We start from the raw sequence: 19,665 nt of genomic DNA on the forward strand, positions 1-19,665 counted from the left end.
TGGGATTGTTCCACGTGGAACATTTGTATTCTATCTTCCCAGAAGCACAAGTAAAACCGATATGTCGTTCGGGGATACTCCGGGGATTCGGCTGGCCTGTGCAATGGTTTCGGGGTTGATAGACGTTAGTTTTTGCCGCGCTTCGGTTGATAAGGATTGAATCCCGTTGTAGTTGAACTTGTCTTTGATCCGGATATCTTCCAGCCGGTTTATCTTATCGGCCATCAACTTTTCACGTTTGATATAGCCCTCGTACTTTATTTTTATATCGGCAGATTCAATGATTTCTTCCTTTCGGTTTTTGATGTTCGACAACAGCTCCTTTAAAGGGGTAATCTCCCTGGACATTGTTTCCAGGTCGATATGCGGGCGGGTAAGCAGATCGATAAGCTTCACGCCATGCTTTAACGGCGCCGTATTTAAGGCCTCCAAGTATGGGTTTATGCGGTCTGCCTTGATGGAAAAGCTGCGTACAAAATCGATAATCCTGTCCACTTCTTTTCGTTTCTCTGCCAGTAAAATCATTCTTTCGGAAGAGGCGAGCCCAAGGTCGTAAGCACGTTGTGTGAGTCGTTCGTCGGCATTGTCCTGGCGAAGCAGGATACGGTATTCGGCGCGGGACGTAAACATTCTGTACGGTTCATCCACTCCTTTTGTGATGAGGTCGTCAATCAGTACACCGATATAGGCTTCATCCCTGCGAAGCGTGAAAGGATTCCCGCCGTGGCAATTGATGTGGGCGTTTATTCCGGCTACAATGCCTTGTCCCCCCGCTTCCTCGTAGCCGGTAGTGCCGTTGATCTGTCCGGCAAAAAACAGGTTCTTCACCCGTTTTGTTTCAAGTGTCGGATTGAGCTGGCGAGGATCGAAGAAATCGTACTCGATAGCATATCCCGGCCGGAAAATATGTACGTTCTTGAAAGCGGGAACAGCTTGAAGTGCGTTTAGCTGAATTTGCAGGGGTAGGGAAGAGGAGAATCCATTGAGGTAGTATTCGTGGGTGGTTTCGCCTTCCGGTTCAAGAAAGAGCTGATGGCTCGTTTTGTCTGAAAACGTGACGATCTTGGTCTCGATGCTTGGACAATAACGCGGTCCGATACTTTGGATCTGGCCGTTATAGAGCGGTGAATCATTCAAGCCTTCCCGAAGCAGGTTGTGCACGGCTTCCGAGGTATACGTTATCCAGCAACTGCGTTGGGTGAGTTCACGCTGAATGTTATCCAAATAGGAGAATTTGTGAAAATCATCGTCCCCCTTTTGTTCTTCCAGCAGTGAAAAATCAACGCTTCTACCGTCTATGCGTACAGGCGTACCCGTTTTCATCCTGTCGGTTTTAAATCCGATTGCTTGCAATTGTTCCGTCATCCCGAAAGAGGCCGGTTCCGACATGCGTCCGCCGCCTATTTGTACGCTGCCGATGTGAATCAGCCCGTTAAGGAATGTTCCGTTGGTCAGAACAACCGATTTGGCGGTAAACTCAACCCCCATACGGGTTTTTACGCCAGCTACCTCACCGTCTTGGAAAAAAAGCTGCGTAACGGTGTCCTGCCATACATGCAGATGAGGCGTATTTTCGATGATCGAACGCCATTCCTGGATGAATTTTGCCCGGTCGCTTTGTACACGAGGACTCCACATGGCAGGCCCTTTGGAACGATTAAGCATACGGAACTGGATAGCTGTTCTGTCGCTTACAATACCCATCTGTCCGCCCAACGCATCAATTTCACGCACAATCTGTCCTTTTGCAATACCTCCAACCGCAGGGTTGCAGCTCATTTGGGCGATTTTATTCATATCCATTGTTATCAACAACGTTTTTGAGCCCAAATTTGCGGCGGCGGCAGCGGCTTCGCATCCGGCGTGTCCGGCGCCCACCACAATTATGTCGTACTTGAAATCCATTTTTTTTGTTTTGCGGCTGCAAATATACGAAAAAAGAAGCTGCTAATGCGCTTATAAGATGTTAATTGAGTGAAATTAAACTTACTTCACATAGATCTTCAGGTAGATAGGCAGGTGATCGCTAAAGCCACCGGTATAATGATTCCGGTAGGTCCGGTTGGTGTTGGGGCGGCCTTTTTTATCAAAATGGAGCAGGTATTTGGGGTTGAAAACGTCGGCGTTCTCTGGCTTGCAGTCAAACTTACCGGACAGAAGCACATGTCCCGAAGCGATAAACTGGTCAAACAGCAGCCAGCCTTTGTGATAGGTTGATCCGATACCTTTTTTGTGCCTAGGGTATATAAGGTTATAGAGTTTGGTGTTGCTTATGTTGTCGAATGATTTTTGCGCCCCGAGCACCTCGTCAACGCTGTTGTCGTCCGGAGTGTCGTTGAAATCGCCCATAATAAGTATGTTCTCATCGGGGTTTTCACTTAATACCTTGTAAACGGCACTGTGCAGCTCGCTTGCTACGAAATAGCGCCTGCGCTCCGATCTGTCTGTCCCCTCCCTTCGCGAAGGGAAATGCACAATAAAGATGTGGAAGATCTCGTCAAATGTAGTTTTGCCTTTCACGTGGAGAATATCGCGGGTACGATCCTCAATACCCGGTAGGTGAACAAGAACCGGACTTGATTCGAGTACGATGAATGATTGTGTATTGTAGATCATGGCTACGTCGCTGCCGCGTTCGTCAGGACTGTCGTAATGAACAAAGCTGTAGTGCTTCATTCCTTTTCTGTGTAAATCGTCCAGAATACTCATCATCACGTTTTTGTTCTCGATTTCGGCCAGTCCGATAATATCGGGAATTTCCGGTTTTACAATGTCTTGAATTACAAATGTTAACTTGGTTACCTTGTCGTTAAATCTTTTCTCATCCCATCTTAATCTTCCCCCTGGAGTGAATTCGCTGTCCATTACTCCAGGGTCATCTGAAGTATCGTAAAAATTCTCGGTATTATAAAACATAAAAGAAAACGGGGTTGTCATTACGGTTTATTTTAGGTGATTAACATTTGTATGTTTCCAAAAGTAAATTACTGATAAAGAGAACTGTAATTATTGGGGGTTTATTTGTTCCAAAGCCTGGTTTTCCGCCTTCCTCATATTGAGGGAAGCCGTTTCGCTTTTATCATCAATCCCGCACATGTGGAGGATTCCGTGAATAATAACACGATGTAGTTCTTCCGTAAAATCGGTGCTATACTTTTGTGAATTAGTGCGGACCGTCTCTAAGCTGATAATGATATCGCCCGATATTTTATCTCCTTCCGAATAGTCGAACGTGATAATGTCGGTGTAAAAATCGTGGGAAAGATATTGGGTGTTTACCTCGAGAATTTTATCATCCGTACAAAACAGATAATTGACCTCGCCGATTGTTTTGCCGTAGCTGGCGGCAACACGTTTAATCCAATTTTTAATATCGCCTTTCCTGATCTTCGGAAAATTGATTTTGTCAGCCTGAAATGTAATTGCCATATTTTTTAACTTTTATTTACGCAGAGAAGAGCTTGTTTTTATCCGAAGAAAAGGTAGGCAACAAAAACCGCAGTCAAAACACCTGCCAAATCTGCCAAAAGCGCATAGGGAACGGTATAGCGGCTGTTTTTGATGTTCACGGCTCCGTAATAAACAGCAACAATGTAAAACGTAGTGTCTGTCGCTCCCTGCAGGACGGATGAGAGCCTTCCGGTAAATGAATCGGCTCCGAAAGTCTTCATCGCATCAATCATCATCCCGCGGGCACCACTTCCGCTGAGCGGCTTCATAATCGCCGTGGGCATTCCGTCTACCCAACGGGTATCCATTCCGGTAAGTGCTACTAAATTCCGCAGGCCATCCATCAGGAAGTCCATGGCGCCAGATGCTCGAAAAACACCAATTCCAACCAGGATAGCAATGAGGTAAGGGATGATGGTAACGGCTGTTTTAAACCCGTCCTTGGCACCATCGATAAATGATTCAAAGATGTTGACCCTCTTCCGCAACGCCACCACGATAAAAAGGACTATAATAGAGAGCAGAATAATGTTAGCCGCAAGTCCCGAAACGATGTTTGCTTTCTCCTGCGGCATAGAGTTAAAAGCAAAAATGGTTCCTCCAATTATTACCAGCATACCGAGGAAAAATCCCATTATGGCCTTATTAAAGATGTTTATCCGTTGTTTGAGACAAACGGCAATAACCCCCACGAGGGTGGCAGCAAATGTTGCTATCATTATCGGGATAAACACGTCTGCCGGATTAACTGCACCCATTTGTGCACGATAAACCATCACAGTGACAGGAATCAGGGTCAGTCCCGAGGCGTTCATCACCAGAAACATGATCATTGGATTGGATGCCTTGCCTTTGTCAGGATTTATCTCCTGAAGCTCCTGCATTGCTTTCAGCCCGAATGGGGTGGCCGCATTATCGAGCCCGAGCATATTGGCAGAGATGTTCATAAGCATAGAGCCCGACGCCGGATGTCCTTTAGGAATATCCGGGAAGAGTTTGGAGAATAACGGTGCCACACCACGCGAAAAAAGATCGATCATTCCACCACGTTCGCCGATCTTCATCACGCCCAACCAAAGCGAAAGAATGCCTGTCAGACCCAGTGAAATCTCGAATCCAGTTTTGGCAGAGTCGTACGTGGAATTCATTATTTCTGTAAATACATTTACATCGCCGAAGAAAACAAGTCTGGCCAGAGCAACTACAAAAGCGATGAGAAAAAAGGCAATCCATATGTAATTCAGGACCATAGCAAAAGCATTTCACAATTATTCTGTCAAAGGTAATACTTTCGGGGAAATAATTTTTATCTTTACCCCTTAGAAGTGCTGCCGTCTATGCATTGGAAGGATTTTCTATATTATCGGAAAAGCGAGAAATTAGCGGTAATTCTGCTGCTTATCCTGATTGTGCTGACGCTGATTTTAAACCTGATACTCTCGCAACGCAACAGCCGGGGCGTCATTTTCACGCAAAACGATTCGCTGGTGAAAGTATTTGAAGAATTTCAGCGGAACCTTAGTTTGCGTGAAGGTATAGACGTTCTGGACTCAGCGCATGTTGTGCCGCAAAATGAAGGAAGGAGTAACGACGGGTTGCGATCCAAAAAACTTTCCGAAGAGAACAGTCCGGATCGCGATGCTCCCTTTCCTACAGCAGAAAAATTAGACGCAGGAGAAACGATCCTTTTGAATGCTGCTGATACGGCTGAATGGAAAAAGATCCCGGGAATAGGCAGTACCTTCGCTTCGCGGATTGTGAAGTATCGGAATCTACTGGGGGGATTTGTCTCGGTAGAGCAACTCAGGGAGGTTTATGGGATTGACAACGAACTATTTTCAAGGATCTCGCCGTATATCCAAGCTGACGAAAACTTCAGAAAGCTTCGGATTAACGAGTTGGAATTTAAGGAACTATTAAGGCATCCTTACCTCAATTACAAACAGGTACGAGCCATTATGAACCTGCGGAAAAAGAAAGGAAATATTGCTTCCATCCATGAATTGGTTATGTTGGATGAATTTACCTCGGAAGATATTTTTCGGATTGAACCCTATCTGGCATTTTGACTTCCCTCATACTTTCACGACAGCCTGCTCATAAAATAACTCGGTTAAAAAAATCTTCAGAAAAAACAATCGATATGAAAAAACAACCTCTTCTTTATATTTACGTTGCATTTATTTGCACGATAATTTTCTTCTCGTTTGTTTCCTGCAAACAGAAAACAACGCAGATCGACCCCGAATTTGCCCGATATATAGCGGCATTCACTTACGGCAACATTTCGCCCGATTCGTACATCGAAATCGAGCTTGCACAGGAACTACCTTCCGTGGAATTAAATACCGAGGTGCAAGAGAAGTTTTTCTCGTTCTTGCCTTTCATCAAAGGGAAAACATATTGGATCAATTCGAGAACCATACGATTCGTTCCCGAATACGGACAATTAAAACCCGGAAAAGAATATACGGCGAAATTTTATTTGGATAAAGCGTTGAAAGTGGAGCCGAAGTTTAAGACTTTCAATTTCTATTTCAGGGTAAACGAGCAAAACTTCTCGTTCGATCTGTTACCCTATTCTCCTATGAGTATCAATGATTTGAAATGGAACTCCGTAACGGGAGCATTACGATTGGCCAATAACGAATCACCCGAGAAAATCGTTGGTATCTTTGAACTGAAAGGGGCTAATCGTGAAGCAAAAGTTAATGTGAAAACGGTTTCAGACGGAATGTATCAGATTTCGATAGATAGTTTGCTTCGGACAAATAATGCGGAAAGCTATGAACTTACGGTGAACGGAAACGCTGTCGGAGCCAAAAAAAGGGAGAACTTTAGCATTCAGCTCCCTTCATTGCCCGAAACCGAATTTCAGGTGATTGATGTGCGGATGATAAGTGAAACCGCTTCTCACATTCGTATCGCTTTCAGTAGCCCTTTGTCACATGACCAGGATATTCAGGGATTGGTCGTTCCTTCAGGAATCACTAATTTCACGTATCAAATCGATAAAAACGTACTGAAAATATTTCCCGAAGCTTACCCGCGGGAAGAAATTACATTGCAAATTCATCAAGGGTTACGGAGTTTCGAAAATCGGGCACTCGCAAGAGATTATACCTATCAACTTCGTGCCGAAAGCGAAAAACCACAGGTGAAAATGGGAAAAAGCGGAAATATCCTGCCCAATTCCTCACAATTAGTCCTTCCGTTTAGTGCTGTGAATTTGTGGGCCGTGGATGTGAAAGTGATAAAAATTTATCAGAATAATATTCTTTACTTCTTGCAATCGAATTCAATGAACAGCAATTCGAATGGCGAAGTACGTCGTTTCGGACGGTTAATCAAAAAGAAACAAATTCGTTTAGATACTGATAAAACACTGGATTTAACCCGCTGGAACAATTTTTCTATCGACTTGGCACCGATGATTAATGAAGACCCGGGAGCTATCTATATAGTGCAACTCTCTATGAAATCCGATTATTCGCTTTTCAATTGTGGAGGTATAACGCCACAGATTCCCCAAAGCTCATCGATGCGTAATTTTGAAGACGAAAACATCAGCGAAGAAGATGAAGCGGTTTGGGACGAAACGAACCCGTATTATTACGAACCCATCGACTGGGCAGAATACAATTGGGAAGAGCGTGACGACCCGTGCAAATCCACCTATTATATGAACCGCGACCGCATTATCGAAACCACGGTTATGGCATCCAACATGGGGATTATTGCCAAAGGCGGAGACGAGAATAAAATCCTGATCGCTGTTACCGATATTCTTTCCACATCACCTATTTCCGGTGCTGATGTAACGGTTTATAACTATCAGATGCAGGCAATAGGAAAAGGGAAAACCGATGGACAGGGTTTTGCCGAAATTGATTATAAAAACGGGAAACCGTTTGTGGTTACTGCCACCAACGGAAAAGATATAGGCTATCTGGAAGTGAAGGAAGAACTTTCGCTTTCGCTGAGTAATTTTGATGTAAGCGGAATAGAGATCCAGAAAGGTTTAAAAGGTTCTGTATATGGCGAACGAGGTGTTTGGCGTCCCGGCGACACTATCTACTTGTCGTTTATCCTAGAGGACAGGGCAAAGAAACTGCCCGAAGGACATCCCGTTGCGCTCGAAGTGTACACACCCACGCGTCAGTTTTATCACCGCCAAGTGAAAACCAACGGTGAAAACGGATTTTACACGTTTCAAATCGTTACCGACCCGTCAGCACCCACCGGTGTTTGGCAGTCTTACGTGAAAGTGGGTGGCACTTCGTTCTACAAACCATTGCGGATAGAAACCGTTAAGCCGAACCGGTTGAAAGTACGTTTGGAAACCGATTCCATTATCGATGCAAGTAAAGGTGTTTTTTCGGGAACGCTCACGTCGCAGTGGCTGCACGGTGCGCCGGCATCTAACTTGAAATCGGAAGTGGAAATCACACTTTCGCGTACGGAAAATCCGTTTTCGGGATACAATAAATATGTTTTCAACAATCCGCTTTTCAAGTTTGAAACCAACAGCTACAAGTTGTTTGAAGGAACGCTTAATGCATCGGGTGTGGCGGATGTGAATTCGAGGATTCCGGTTGCTGAAAGTGCACCGGGCATGTTGCGGGGCAATATTGTGTCACGCGTTTTCGAAACCGGCGGCGACATGAGTTTTTACGCGCAAACCGCTTATTACTCGCCTTATGGCGTGTACGCCGGAGTGAAAACACCGGAGACAGAAGCATCGGGCTTTCTGGAGACAGACAAACCCATCGTTTTTGATGTTGTTACCTTGGATCCTTATGGGAAAAAGGTTTCGCGCGACAATGTAGAATATAAAATCTACAAGCTTAACTGGTCGTGGTGGTGGAACAGCTCCGAAGAAGATTTGGGCTCGTACGTGAACAACACGGCGGTCTCGCCCGTTGCCAACGGAGTTATTTCGACATCGGGCGGAAGCGGAAAAGTTAAATTTCAGGTTGATTATCCCGATTGGGGTCGTTACCTGATCTTGGTGAAAGATGCCGGGAGCGGACACACGGCGGGAACAATCTTTTATGTGGACTGGGCATCGACATATGGACGTTCCAATAAGACCGATCCGAACGGCTTGACCATGTTGTCATTCTCTACCGATAAAGAAACCTACGCTGTGGGCGAAACGGCTACGGTTATCATTCCGAAAAGCTCATCGGGAAGTGCTTTGATAAGTATCGAAAACGGTTCTAGCATCATTTGGAAAGAATGGATAAAAACGTCGGAAACCGAAGACACCGAATATCGATTCAAAATTACCGAAGAGATGAACCCCAATTTCTATCTTTTCATCACGTTACTTCAACCGCACGCGCAAACCGAAAACGATTTACCTATCCGCTTGTATGGTGTGAGAAATATAAACGTTGAAGATAAAAATAGCAAGTTACAACCCATCATACAAATGCCCAATGAGTTAAGTCCGGAAAAGGAATTTTCGGTTTCGATTTCGGAGAAAACCAAAAAGTCGATGACTTACACGCTTGCCATTGTGGACGAAGGTTTACTGGATCTTACGTCTTTTAAGACTCCCAACGCGTGGAATGAGTTTTATGCCCGCGAGGCGCTTGGCGTGCGTACTTGGGACTTGTTCGACCGTGTATTGGGAGCGAATACCGGAATGATTGGCCCGTTGCTGAGCATCGGAGGCGACGAGGCGCTGAAAGCATCGAGCGATAAGGTAAACCGTTTCAAGCCCGTAGTTAAATTTTTGGGACCATTTACGATTAAAAATGGAGAGACCAAAACACACAAGATAAAACTTCCGCCATACGTGGGCTCTGTCCGCGTGATGGTAGTTGCCGGAGGAAACGGGGCATACGGAAGCGCCGAGAAAACAGTTGCGGTGAAAAATGCGCTGATGACACTCAGTACGCTCCCGCGCGTACTGGGCCCGGGTGAAGAGGTTTGGCTTCCGGTAAATGTGTTTGTGATGGACAGAAAAGTGAAAAACGTGCAAGTTTCCGTCCAGACAGACGGATTACTGAAACTACTGGATGGAGCGTCCAAGTCGGTTTCGTTTAACGCCACAGGCGATACAATCGTTTACTTTACGCTGAAAGCCGGGAACAGCACAGGAGCGGAGCAGGTAAGAATCAAGGCGTCGGGTGGAGGAGAATCGGTATCGGAGACCATCGATATCGGCATCCGGAATCCAAATCCTCCTGTTGTCATCAGCCAATCGGTGCTTATCGACCCGAACGGGAATGCGCAACTTGCGCTCAATCCCGGAAACGTGAACCCTACCGATTGGGCAAAACTGGAGCTGTCGCGCATTCCGAGTGTCAATCTAAACAAAAATCTGTCTTATTTGGCAGAATATCCGCACGGATGCACCGAACAGGTTACATCACAAGGGTTTCCCTTGTTGTATCTGGGTAATTTTGTTTCGTTATCGGATGGGGAAAAAGAGCTGATGAACAAAAAAATAGCGTCGGTAATTCAGGTTTTGTCCTCTAGGCAGTTGCCGGACGGAGGATTCGTCTATTGGCCCGGACAAGGCTTTGCCTCGGAATGGGCTTCTACGTACGCCGGACATTTCCTGGTGGAAGCCAAAAACAAGGGTTTCGATGTATCGCAGAGCGTGATCGGCCGGTGGGTAGGCTTTCAGCAGAAGCTAGCCCGAAACTGGACACGTATCGATTCTCATCGGGGTTATTACGGGATTTCGATGACTGAGTTGCAGCAGGCTTATCGGTTGTACGCCTTGGCATTGAGTGGAAATACGGAGTTGGGCGCTATGAACCGGATGCGCGAAATCGCTGACTTGAACTTGCTGGCGAAATGGCGGCTTGCGGCGGCTTATGCGTTGGCTGGAAAGCCTGATGTTGCTAACTCTCTTGTTTTCAATGCTTCGGATGCAGTGGAAGATTATCGTTTCAATAACGATACGTACGGTTCTCCGGCACGTGATAAGGCGATGATCATGCAGACGTATCTGCTGCTGGGGAATATCGAGAAAGCGTTGCAATTGGCTCCGGATGTGTCACGGGCGCTTTCATCCGATTATATCTCCACGCAAACCGTCGCGTTCGGATTGATGGCAATGGCACAGTTAGCAGAAAAAATGGGTTCGGGAAATATTGATGTGGATTGGACATTGAACGGAAAGAAAATGGCTGCCGTGAATACGCCGCATGCTTTTCATCAGGTGGATTTGAAAACGGCGCCCAATCAATCGGTACAGATTTCCAACAAAGGCAAGGGCAAAGTGTATGCCCGGCTTACCGCCTTCATGCAACCGTTGGTGGACACACTTCGTGCCGCGGAGGGTTCGTTGCGGTTGTCGGTTAATTACCTTGATGCCGCAGGTAAACCGCTGGACGTGAAATCGCTGAAACAGGGAACGGAATTTACGGCCGTGGTTACTGTCCGGAATTCGGTGGAGCAGTCGTTTACAGATCTGGCGTTGCTGCAGGTATTTCCGTCGGGTTGGGAGATTTTTAACGAACGCCTGACGGGAACCCAATCGGCTGCCGAAACCTATAACTACCGGGATATCCGGGACGACCGGGTATTGACCTATTTCAACCTGGGAGCCGGTCAATCGGCCACGTTCCGTGCAAGGCTCCAGGCGGCGTACCGGGGTAACTATTACCTGCCTGCCGTATCGTGCCAGGCGATGTATGAACCGCGTGAACAGGCCCGAACGAGCGGGATATGGGTAGAGGTAAGATGATTGACAAATTTCTATCTTTAAAACGATGGGAAAAAGCAACCTTGATTATCGGTTTTATACTGATGATGGGGTATGCTTTTTCCCTTCCCGATCCCTTGTTCGATGCATCATACAGTACGTTAGTCTCTGACCGGAACGGTGAATTGTTGGGTGCACGCATTGCGTCGGACGGGCAGTGGCGGTTTCCGCCAACCGATAGTATTCCCGATAAATACAAAACCTGTCTGATGGCGTTTGAAGACCGCTATTTTCGGTATCATCCGGGAGTGAATCCGTTGTCGTTGGGGCGTGCGATGGTGCAAAATATCAAAGCGGGCAGGGTAGTGAGCGGCGGAAGTACCCTCACGATGCAAACCGTACGATTAATGCGGAAAAACAAACGCACCTACTTCGAGAAATTTATTGAAATTATTCTCGCCACGCGATTGGAACTGTCGTACTCCAAAAAACGAATTATCGCGCTATACGCTTCCCACGCACCGATGGGGGGAAATGTGGTGGGAATTGATGCCGCCGCGTGGCGGTATTTCGGTCACGGCGCGCGGTCGTTGTCGTGGGCCGAATCTGCCACTCTAGCTGTTCTGCCTAATTCACCGTCGTTAATGCATTTCGGCAGGAACAGGGATGCGTTACTCACGAAACGAAATCGTTTGCTGCAAAAATTGCTTGACAACGGCACGATTTCCGAAACCGATTATCGATTAGCCACCGCCGAGCCGCTACCCGAAAACCCACATTCGTTGCCACAAATCGCCCCTCATTTGGTCACACGGCTTTATTTGTCTCAACCCGGAACGCATGTGCAATCCACTATCGACAAAAGCTTGCAACTCCAAGCCGATAATGTGCTGGAGCGATGGAACACCGAGTTTTCGCAGAACCATATCCTGAACCTCGCCGCGCTGATTGTCGATTTGGAAAAAAACGAAGTCATTTCGTATATCGGTAACGTAAACTTCGGCAAACAACAATCAGGAAATCAAGTGGATATTATTCAATCGTCGCGAAGTACGGGCAGTATCCTCAAACCTTTTCTTTACTGTGCCATGTTACAGGAGGGCGCACTGTTACCGGGTGAGTTATTGCCCGATATACCGATAAATGTTGGCGGTTTTTCGCCCAAAAACTTCAGTTTGCAATACGACGGAGCAGTTCATGCAAATGAGGCGCTGGCACGCTCGTTGAACGTTCCGTCTGTAGTCTCGCTGCGCCGGTATGGAGTGCCGAAATTTTACGATTTTCTGAAAAAAGCCGGATTGACAACGCTTAACCGCCCGGCCGACTATTACGGACTTTCGCTTATTCTGGGCGGTGCTGAAGGGACACTTTGGGAAGTGGCAAACGCGTATGCGGATATGGCGAACGCCGTAAGGACGGTTGCTCCCCGTAAGGAGGAATTTTCACTGGTGCATGAAGGTCAGGATTATAGGGGAGGACGGGTAAACGCCTTTACGGATGCTGGAGCGGCGTGGTTGACATTGGAAGCGCTGACCAACGTCAACCGCCCCGAAGAGATCGACTGGCAGTTTATCCCTTCGATGCGGAGGGTAGCGTGGAAAACAGGAACGAGTTTCGGCTTCCGCGATGCCTGGGCAGTGGGTGTTACACCGAAATATCTTGTGGCGGTATGGACAGGGAATGCGAGTGGCGAAGGCCGTCCCGGACTGACTGGTGCGCGTACATCGGCGCGGGTGATGTTTGATTTGTTCAACTTGTTGCCGCCCACTTCCTGGTTCGAGACACCTTATAATCATCTGACCGAGGTTGTTGTTTGCCGGGAGAGCGGATGCCTCGTGGGATTGCATTGTCCGCCTTCATCGGCAGATACTGTTTTTGCTCCGGCAAAAGCGGTGCAGGGAAGCGTCTGCAATTATCACCAACGGGTGCATGTTTCGGAAGATGAGCGTTACCGGGTTTATGAACATTGTGCTGTAGGCAGGGGAATTCGCCCGGTTTCGTGGTTTGTGTTGCCTCCGTCGTGGGAGTGGTATTACAAACAACAACACCCTACATACCGGTCGCTTCCGCCTTTTTCGCCTGAATGTAGCGATGGCGCATCGGGAGAGGTGATGCAGTTTATCTACCCTTATCCCAACTCAGTCATCAAAATAACCAGGCAACTGGATGGTTCGCGTGGAAAAGCGGTTTTCGAACTTGCTCACCGAAACCCTTCGGCACGGGTGTTCTGGCACTTGGACAATGAATACCTCGGTGAAACAGCGGATGTTCATCAGATGGAGCTTTCACCCGAATCGGGTGCACATGGGTTGACGGTGGTGGATGAAATGGGAAATTCGTTGACAATCAGGTTTAAGGTGGACGAAACTGCCATGCGCTCGTGAACTTTTTCATTCAAAATAAATACCCCATTTTTTTCAAATCATCTTCATTTTCTACGTAGTGGATTTTTCTGTTTAAGAGCAAATATACTTGATTGCAAGATTCTTGAATGCGTTTGAAAAGGTGGTCGGTAATCAGAAACCCTTTGCAGGAACGCTCTTCATCGATGATGGACTGAATAGTTTCGATCTGTACGGGGCTGATGTGTGTGAAAGGCTCATCGAGTAATATGAATTTTGCATCGGATTTGATGATAACGTACAGTTCCACCAATCGATGCATTCCACCGGAAAGATGTCCGATTTTTGTGTTTTCCCAAAGCTGAAATACCGGAAAAAATTCTGTAAAACGTTCAAAATCGACAGCAAAATCACGAAAGACCCGTTTCAACGTAAGATATTTCGGAATGAAATGGTGTTGCGGAAGGTATCGTATTAAACTGGGTTTTTTGTAGGCTTCATAAACTGAGATATTATCGATAATAACGGATTTTTCACACTCCAATGTGCCGTAAACACCGCGCATCAAGCACGTTTTCCCACATCCGTTTCGGCCTAATAATCCAACGGTATCTCCGGTTTCAATTTTCATGTAAACATCCGAAAGGATAAGTCTTTCGTCAAATAACAACCGCATTCCACTTATTTCCATCGTGTGTTTCATCGGAATTGATAGGCTAAAATCATTAAACCGAAAAACAGCAATAAATCAAACGCCAGCGTAATTATCCACAGTGATTTTTTTGAGAAACCAAAGTTGTAAAAGTAGAAATATTCCTGCTTTCGATACTCGTTAACCAGATAAAACGATGCGCCCATGGAGAATAATTTCAACCAAAACAGTGCTTTGTAAACACTTATTCCGTGTTGCCACAGGATGTAAGCACAAGCCGCATCAATAAAAACGGATACCCATAGAAAATATCGGTAAAACGTGAAAAGAAGACGGATGTATCGAGTGAGTTTCATAGAAGGGAAATTTGCTCCGCTAAGCGGAAGTAATGCGCAAGGCGGTTTCGAACCGCCGTGCACGTTTAAAACTGTTCATCGTGCGGGCCAACTCCCGGCGGATTAAACAATCCCCAATCGTTCACAATGTAATTCCATGGGTCGAAGCTTGCTGCCCAATCGATAAAAAGCAACTGGAATTCTTCAATCTGCTGCCGCACCATTAAATCACGGGCGCATTTGCGGATAATGGCGGCGTTTTCCATTCGTAAATCGTCAAACATATTTATTGAATTTTATTTATAAAATAGTTATTGCTATAACTGATTTTACGTTTAAATTCATTATAGCAGTAACGAGAAGTAAAGTTAATATATCAATCCGAAAAGCCACAAAGGAATTTTATTGCCTATACCCATTTCAATATCATCGGCTACAACAAAACTGTTTTTCAAATCTTTAATCTGTTCAAAAGATTTTCCTTTTCCGCCCACTTCAAATGTGTATTTCTTATCGATAAGAAAATCGCCGCTTTTAGGCAAATTTACATCGTGTCTGACTTTTAACTGGTTGAAGAAGAATGTTTCGCGTACGTTTCCAATATTTGCTGAAGCATCATCTACATTGAGGGCATAAATCAAATTCGAGTTGTTCAGATACACTTTCTCGGGTTTCGTGAGCAAGCTCATGCCCTTGTTTGGCACCAGCAGTTGATTCGTGAGCGCTGCCTTGTTCAGATAATGCAGGTATTTGAGTGTGGATGCGCGATTGAGCTGCATTTCCGCACTCAGTTTCTCGATGTTGGGCGTGTACGGAACAAGGTTTGCTAGCACCATCAGCAGTTTTTTCACGTTGTAAATGCCGTTGTAATCGATTTTTTCGATAGAGGGCAAATCCTTTTCGAGAGTGGTGTTGATGATATTGGTAATTTTGGTGAAATAGTTGCGAATCCCTTCCTTGTAAATTGGATAATAACCGTTTTTTAGATACTGCTTGAATAGCGGTATAACCTTGATTTTGTTGCGGATATCGTCAGCAATGTCGATGTGATTGCTCAGAATTTCATTTAACGGGAGCACTGGCAAATCGATAATTTTTTCCAGCGATAAGTATTCGCGAAACGACAATCCGTGTAGTTCGTACTTCACTGCACGACGGCTCAAATCGGCATCGGATTTGTAAATTTCCAAAATGGACGACCCCGTGAAAACGGTTTTCAAGTCGGGATAATTGTCGTACACATTTTTCAATTCCAGTGACCAGTTGGGGTATTTATGCACTTCGTCGATAAAAAGATGCGTGCCACCGTACACCGAAAATCGTTCGGCAAAATCGAGCAAACTGTTTTTCGAAAGCCACAGATTATCCAAACTTACGTAAACGGCTTTGTTTCTATCGGGGAAATTATTGCGAATGTGCTGTAAAATAAGCGTGGTTTTTCCTGTTCCGCGAGCACCTGTAATACCTGTCATTCTCTCGTTCCAATCAATATCGGAGTGAAGATAGCGCTTAAAATCAGACTTTTCTGCTGATATTAACTTGCGATATGTGTTGAGTAGGCTGTCCATTTTTGTTTGAAAATAGCTGCTTCTGCGAAGGTATAAATAGTTATCGGAACAACCAAGTTGTTAGAAAAAATAGTTATTGATATAATGAAAATAATTATGAAAAGGTTAGAGCAGTAATGATTATGTTGGTAAAACTGATTGAGGTAGTAACGATTATTTATGTAAAATATTTTCTTAAGACAGATGAAACGCTTGAATAATATCCGCTTCCAAACAAATTTAAATGAACAAGCAGATAATATAATTGATAGAGTTCTATTTGCTGCGAATAGTTTTCAGATTTTGGATTGATTTCGTGATAGGCATCGTAAAACGATTGGCCGAAACTGCCGAAAAGTTTGCTCATGGCTATATCTACCAGTGAGTGTCCGTAATAGGCGGCAGGATCAATAAGGTAAGGGGTTCCGTCGGTGGAGATGAGGTAATTTCCAGCCCACAAGTCTCCGTGCAAGAGTGACGGCTTTACAACTCCAAAAATTTCACGAAAAACCGGAAGTGCGTTTTCAAGCGAGGGAATCTCCTTTTTATGGAGTAACTGGTGGTCGTAAGCCAGCTTTAATTGCGGGGAAATACGCTCGTGCCAGTAAAATTCTGCCCAGTCGGGATGAAGGCGGTTGCTTTGCGGCAAGCTTCCGATAAAGTTATCCGACAAAAAACCAAAGTCTTTTTGAGTACACCGATGCAATTGGGCGAGTTGCGTGCCAAACTGCCTGAAATCGTTTGCGTCAGGACGTTTGGCTTCCACGAAATCCATCAGCAGAAATGATTTTCCTTCAAGCGACCCCACTACATACACGTGCGGTATGGCAATAGTCTTTGTTTTTTCAATCGTCTGCAACCCTTTTTGTTCCGCATGGAACATTGCCAACGCAAACGGGTTGGTGTTTACTTTGAGAAAATACTTTTTGGTTTCGGTTTGCAGTTGATATGCTGAAGAAATATCGCCTCCGGGAATGGAGCGGTATGAGGCAATGCCTTCTCCGATTTCCTGGGAAATATGAGATAGGATTGTTTGCATTATTGGTTATTGCTCCAACGCCTTAATACTTTCTTCGAGCAACGCAATTTTACTTTCCGCATCGGCCTGTTTTTTGCGTTCGTTTTCCACGATTTCGGGTTTGGCATTTTGTACAAACCGTTCGTTACCCAGCTTTTTCATCACCGATTGCAAGAAGCCTGCGTAGTACTCCCGTTCGGCTTTCATCTTTTTTAATTCGGCTTCCACGTCCATCTTATCGCTCATCGGGACGATGAACTCGGTGGTACCCACCAAAAAACCGATGGTGACGGCAGGCTTCTCCGATAGGTTCTCGATCGATGAGAGGTTTGCCATTTTGGCAACAGCCGTATCGAACCGGCTATCGTGATTCCCGATCACCTGCAGTGTCAATTCATCTTTATTGGGAATATTCTTCTGCAAACGGATAGTACGGATGCCGGCAATAATTTGTTTGGTAATTTCGAAATCGGCGATCAGTTTTTCATCCACCCGATTAGCCTTTGGCTGTTGAGCGATCGTGATGCTTTCACCCGGTTTCCTTTCGTTCAGGGCCTGCCACAATTCTTCGGTGATGAAGGGCATAAACGGGTGTAACAGGCGCAGTAGGCTGTCGAAGAACGCTAGTGTCGCCTGATAGGTTGCCCGGTCTATGGGTTGTCGGTAAGCCGGTTTTACCAATTCGAGGTACCACGATGAAAACTCGTCCCAGAATAGTTTATAGACCATCATCAATGCCTCCGAAAGCCTGTACTTACTGAATAAATCATCCAGCTCGACAATGGTTTTCGACAATACGTTCCCAAACCAGTTGATGGCAATTTTTGCCGTTTCTGGCTGTTCATTTGTGTCGTTTACTTCCCAGCCTTTTACCAGCCGGAAAGCGTTCCAGATTTTGTTGTTGAAGTTTCTGCCCTGTTCACAGAGTGATTCATCGAACAGCAAATCGTTTCCCGCTGATGAGGCCAGCAACATACCCATTCGGACGCCGTCGGCGCCGTGTCTTGCCATCAATTCAATGGGATCGGGTGAATTTCCAAGCTGTTTCGACATCTTTCGGCCTTGAATGTCGCGAACGATTCCCGTGAAGTATACGTTGCTGAAACAGGGAGACTGGCGGTATTCATATCCCGCCATAATCATTCGGGCCACCCAGAAGAAAATGATGTCGGGCCCGGTAACCAAATCGTTTGTAGGATAATAGTAACTGATATCCGGATTGTCGGGCTGGTTAATTCCGTCGAAAACCGAGATGGGCCATAGCCACGATGAAAACCAGGTGTCGAGGCAATCTTCGTCCTGACGCAAGTCGTCTATGGTGAGTGGGTAATCCACCGTTTGAAGCGCCTTTTGGTAAGCCTCCTCTTTTGTCACGGCTACCACCACTCCGCCTTTGGGAAGATAATATGCTGGAATCTGATGTCCCCACCACAATTGTCTGCTGATGCACCAATCCTTGATATTTTCCATCCAGTGGCGATAGGTATTTTTGTATTTCACCGGATGAAATTTAATGGTATCGTTTTCAACCGCATCAAGGGCAGGTTTAGCAATGTCTTCCATTTTCAGAAACCACTGCATGGAGAGTTTGGGTTCAATGGCGACGTTGGTTCGTTCAGAAAAACCGACTTTATTGGTATAGGGTTCGGTTTTCTCAATCAGGCCCGCATTTTCCAGGTCTTTTTCGATGAGTTTCCGAACTTCGAACCGGTCTTTTCCAGCATACATCGCTCCGTTTTCGTTGAGCGTACCGTTATCGTTAAAAATGTCGATGGACGGCAGGTTGTATTTTTCTCCCAGCACATAATCGTTGACATCGTGGGCCGGCGTAACTTTCAGACATCCCGTTCCAAACTCCATATCCACGTATTCATCTTCGATAACGGGGATAACGCGGCCGATGAGCGGGACAATAACTTTTTTCCCTTTCAAATGTGCCGTTTTAGGATTATCCGGATGGATACACATCGCCGTGTCGCCCATAATGGTCTCCGGACGGGTCGTGGCTACAACCGCATAGGCCTCTTCTCCTTCGATTTTATAACGCAAGTAATAAAGTTTCCCGTTCACCTCCTTGTGCACCACCTCTTCATCCGAGAGTGCGGTAAGTGCCTGCGGATCCCAGTTTACCATACGGACACCGCGATAAACGAGCCCTTTGTTGTACAGATCCACGAAAACGTTGATTACACTTTCGGAACGTTTTTCGTCCATGGTAAAGCAGGTTCTGTCCCAGTCGCACGATGCACCCAGCTTTTTCAACTGTTCCAGAATCATTCCGCCATGCTTGTGTGTCCACTCCCAGGCATGGGACAGGAATTCTTCGCGCGTAAGGTCGGATTTTTTTATTCCTTCCGCAGCAAGCTTGGCAACCACTTTCGCTTCGGTAGCAATGGAGGCATGATCGGTTCCGGGAACCCAACAGGCATTTTTTCCCTCCATCCGTGCACGTCGTATCAGGATATCCTGAATGGTGTTGTTGAGCATATGCCCCATGTGCAGGATACCGGTGACGTTCGGGGGTGGAATGACAATTGTATAAGGTTCACGTTCATCGGGCTTGGAACGAAACAGTTTGTGTTCCATCCAGTATGAATACCATTTGTCTTCTACCTCCGCAGGGTTGTACTTACTTGAGATTTCCATTACGCT

13 protein-coding genes are annotated in these 19,665 nt (G+C 45.9%); 3 read left to right on the plus strand and 10 right to left on the minus strand.

The annotated features are described in order from the left end of the window. Nucleotides 1–30: 30 nt before the first annotated feature. The 4 genes from mnmG to KCV26_05015 all read right to left on the minus strand — a co-directional run bounded on the left by mnmG (nt 31) and on the right by KCV26_05015 (nt 4,700). Nucleotides 31–1,905 carry a tRNA uridine-5-carboxymethylaminomethyl(34) synthesis enzyme MnmG gene (mnmG, locus tag KCV26_05000; protein ID WZX37737.1) on the minus strand — a complete coding sequence of 625 codons (1,875 nt, stop codon included), beginning with the start codon at nt 1,903–1,905 and terminating at the stop codon, nt 31–33. An 81-nt stretch (nt 1,906–1,986) separates the two neighbouring features. Continuing rightward, nucleotides 1,987–2,937, minus strand: coding sequence for a hypothetical protein (locus KCV26_05005; protein ID WZX37738.1), 951 nt, complete (start codon nt 2,935–2,937; stop codon nt 1,987–1,989). Nucleotides 2,938–3,006: 69 nt separating this feature from the next. Further along, the gene (gene ybeY / locus KCV26_05010; protein WZX37739.1) at nt 3,007–3,429 is read right to left on the minus strand and encodes an rRNA maturation RNase YbeY; all 423 of its coding nucleotides are present in this window, start codon (nt 3,427–3,429) and stop codon (nt 3,007–3,009) included. A gap of 38 nt (nt 3,430–3,467) precedes the next feature. Beyond that, on the minus strand, nt 3,468–4,700 hold the full coding sequence (locus KCV26_05015) for a hypothetical protein (GenBank protein WZX37740.1): 1,233 nt from the start codon (nt 4,698–4,700) through the stop codon (nt 3,468–3,470). A gap of 87 nt (nt 4,701–4,787) precedes the next feature. On the opposite strand from KCV26_05015, the gene KCV26_05020 reads away from it, so the two are divergent. The 3 genes from KCV26_05020 (at nt 4,788) to pbpC (ending at nt 13,503) form a co-directional block, all read left to right on the plus strand. Beyond that, nucleotides 4,788–5,519, plus strand: a complete 732-nt coding sequence (locus KCV26_05020; GenBank protein ID WZX37741.1) for a helix-hairpin-helix domain-containing protein — start codon at nt 4,788–4,790, stop codon at nt 5,517–5,519. A gap of 74 nt (nt 5,520–5,593) precedes the next feature. After that, nucleotides 5,594–11,161: a hypothetical protein gene (locus tag KCV26_05025; protein WZX37742.1), complete on the plus strand. Its 5,568-nt coding sequence runs from the start codon at nt 5,594–5,596 to the stop codon at nt 11,159–11,161. Further along, nucleotides 11,158–13,503 carry a penicillin-binding protein 1C gene (pbpC, locus tag KCV26_05030; GenBank protein ID WZX37743.1) on the plus strand — a complete coding sequence of 782 codons (2,346 nt, stop codon included), beginning with the start codon at nt 11,158–11,160 and terminating at the stop codon, nt 13,501–13,503. The genes KCV26_05025 and pbpC overlap by 4 nt, the downstream gene beginning before the upstream one ends. A gap of 10 nt (nt 13,504–13,513) precedes the next feature. Here the strand turns inward: pbpC and KCV26_05035 are convergent, their stop codons facing one another. The 6 genes from KCV26_05035 to KCV26_05060 form a co-directional block, all read right to left on the minus strand. Next, nucleotides 13,514–14,164, minus strand: coding sequence for an ATP-binding cassette domain-containing protein (locus KCV26_05035; GenBank protein WZX37744.1), 651 nt, complete (start codon nt 14,162–14,164; stop codon nt 13,514–13,516). Continuing rightward, nucleotides 14,161–14,469 carry a hypothetical protein gene (locus KCV26_05040; GenBank protein WZX37745.1) on the minus strand — a complete coding sequence of 103 codons (309 nt, stop codon included), beginning with the start codon at nt 14,467–14,469 and terminating at the stop codon, nt 14,161–14,163. Before KCV26_05040 ends, KCV26_05035 begins: the two co-directional genes overlap by 4 nt. Nucleotides 14,470–14,534: 65 nt before the next feature. Further along, on the minus strand, nt 14,535–14,732 hold the full coding sequence (locus tag KCV26_05045; protein WZX37746.1) for a hypothetical protein: 198 nt from the start codon (nt 14,730–14,732) through the stop codon (nt 14,535–14,537). An 84-nt stretch (nt 14,733–14,816) separates the two neighbouring features. Next, the gene (locus tag KCV26_05050) at nt 14,817–16,016 is read right to left on the minus strand and encodes an AAA family ATPase (protein ID WZX37747.1); all 1,200 of its coding nucleotides are present in this window, start codon (nt 16,014–16,016) and stop codon (nt 14,817–14,819) included. A gap of 157 nt (nt 16,017–16,173) precedes the next feature. Then, entirely contained in the window at nt 16,174–17,034 is an 861-nt protein-coding gene (locus tag KCV26_05055; GenBank protein ID WZX37748.1) for a fructosamine kinase family protein, read from the minus strand. A gap of 6 nt (nt 17,035–17,040) precedes the next feature. Beyond that, nucleotides 17,041–19,659 carry a valine--tRNA ligase gene (locus tag KCV26_05060; GenBank protein ID WZX37749.1) on the minus strand — a complete coding sequence of 873 codons (2,619 nt, stop codon included), beginning with the start codon at nt 19,657–19,659 and terminating at the stop codon, nt 17,041–17,043. Nucleotides 19,660–19,665: the final 6 nt, after the last annotated feature.

Source organism: Petrimonas sulfuriphila, from assembly GCA_038561985.1.
Taxonomy (GTDB): domain Bacteria; phylum Bacteroidota; class Bacteroidia; order Bacteroidales; family Dysgonomonadaceae; genus Petrimonas; species Petrimonas sulfuriphila.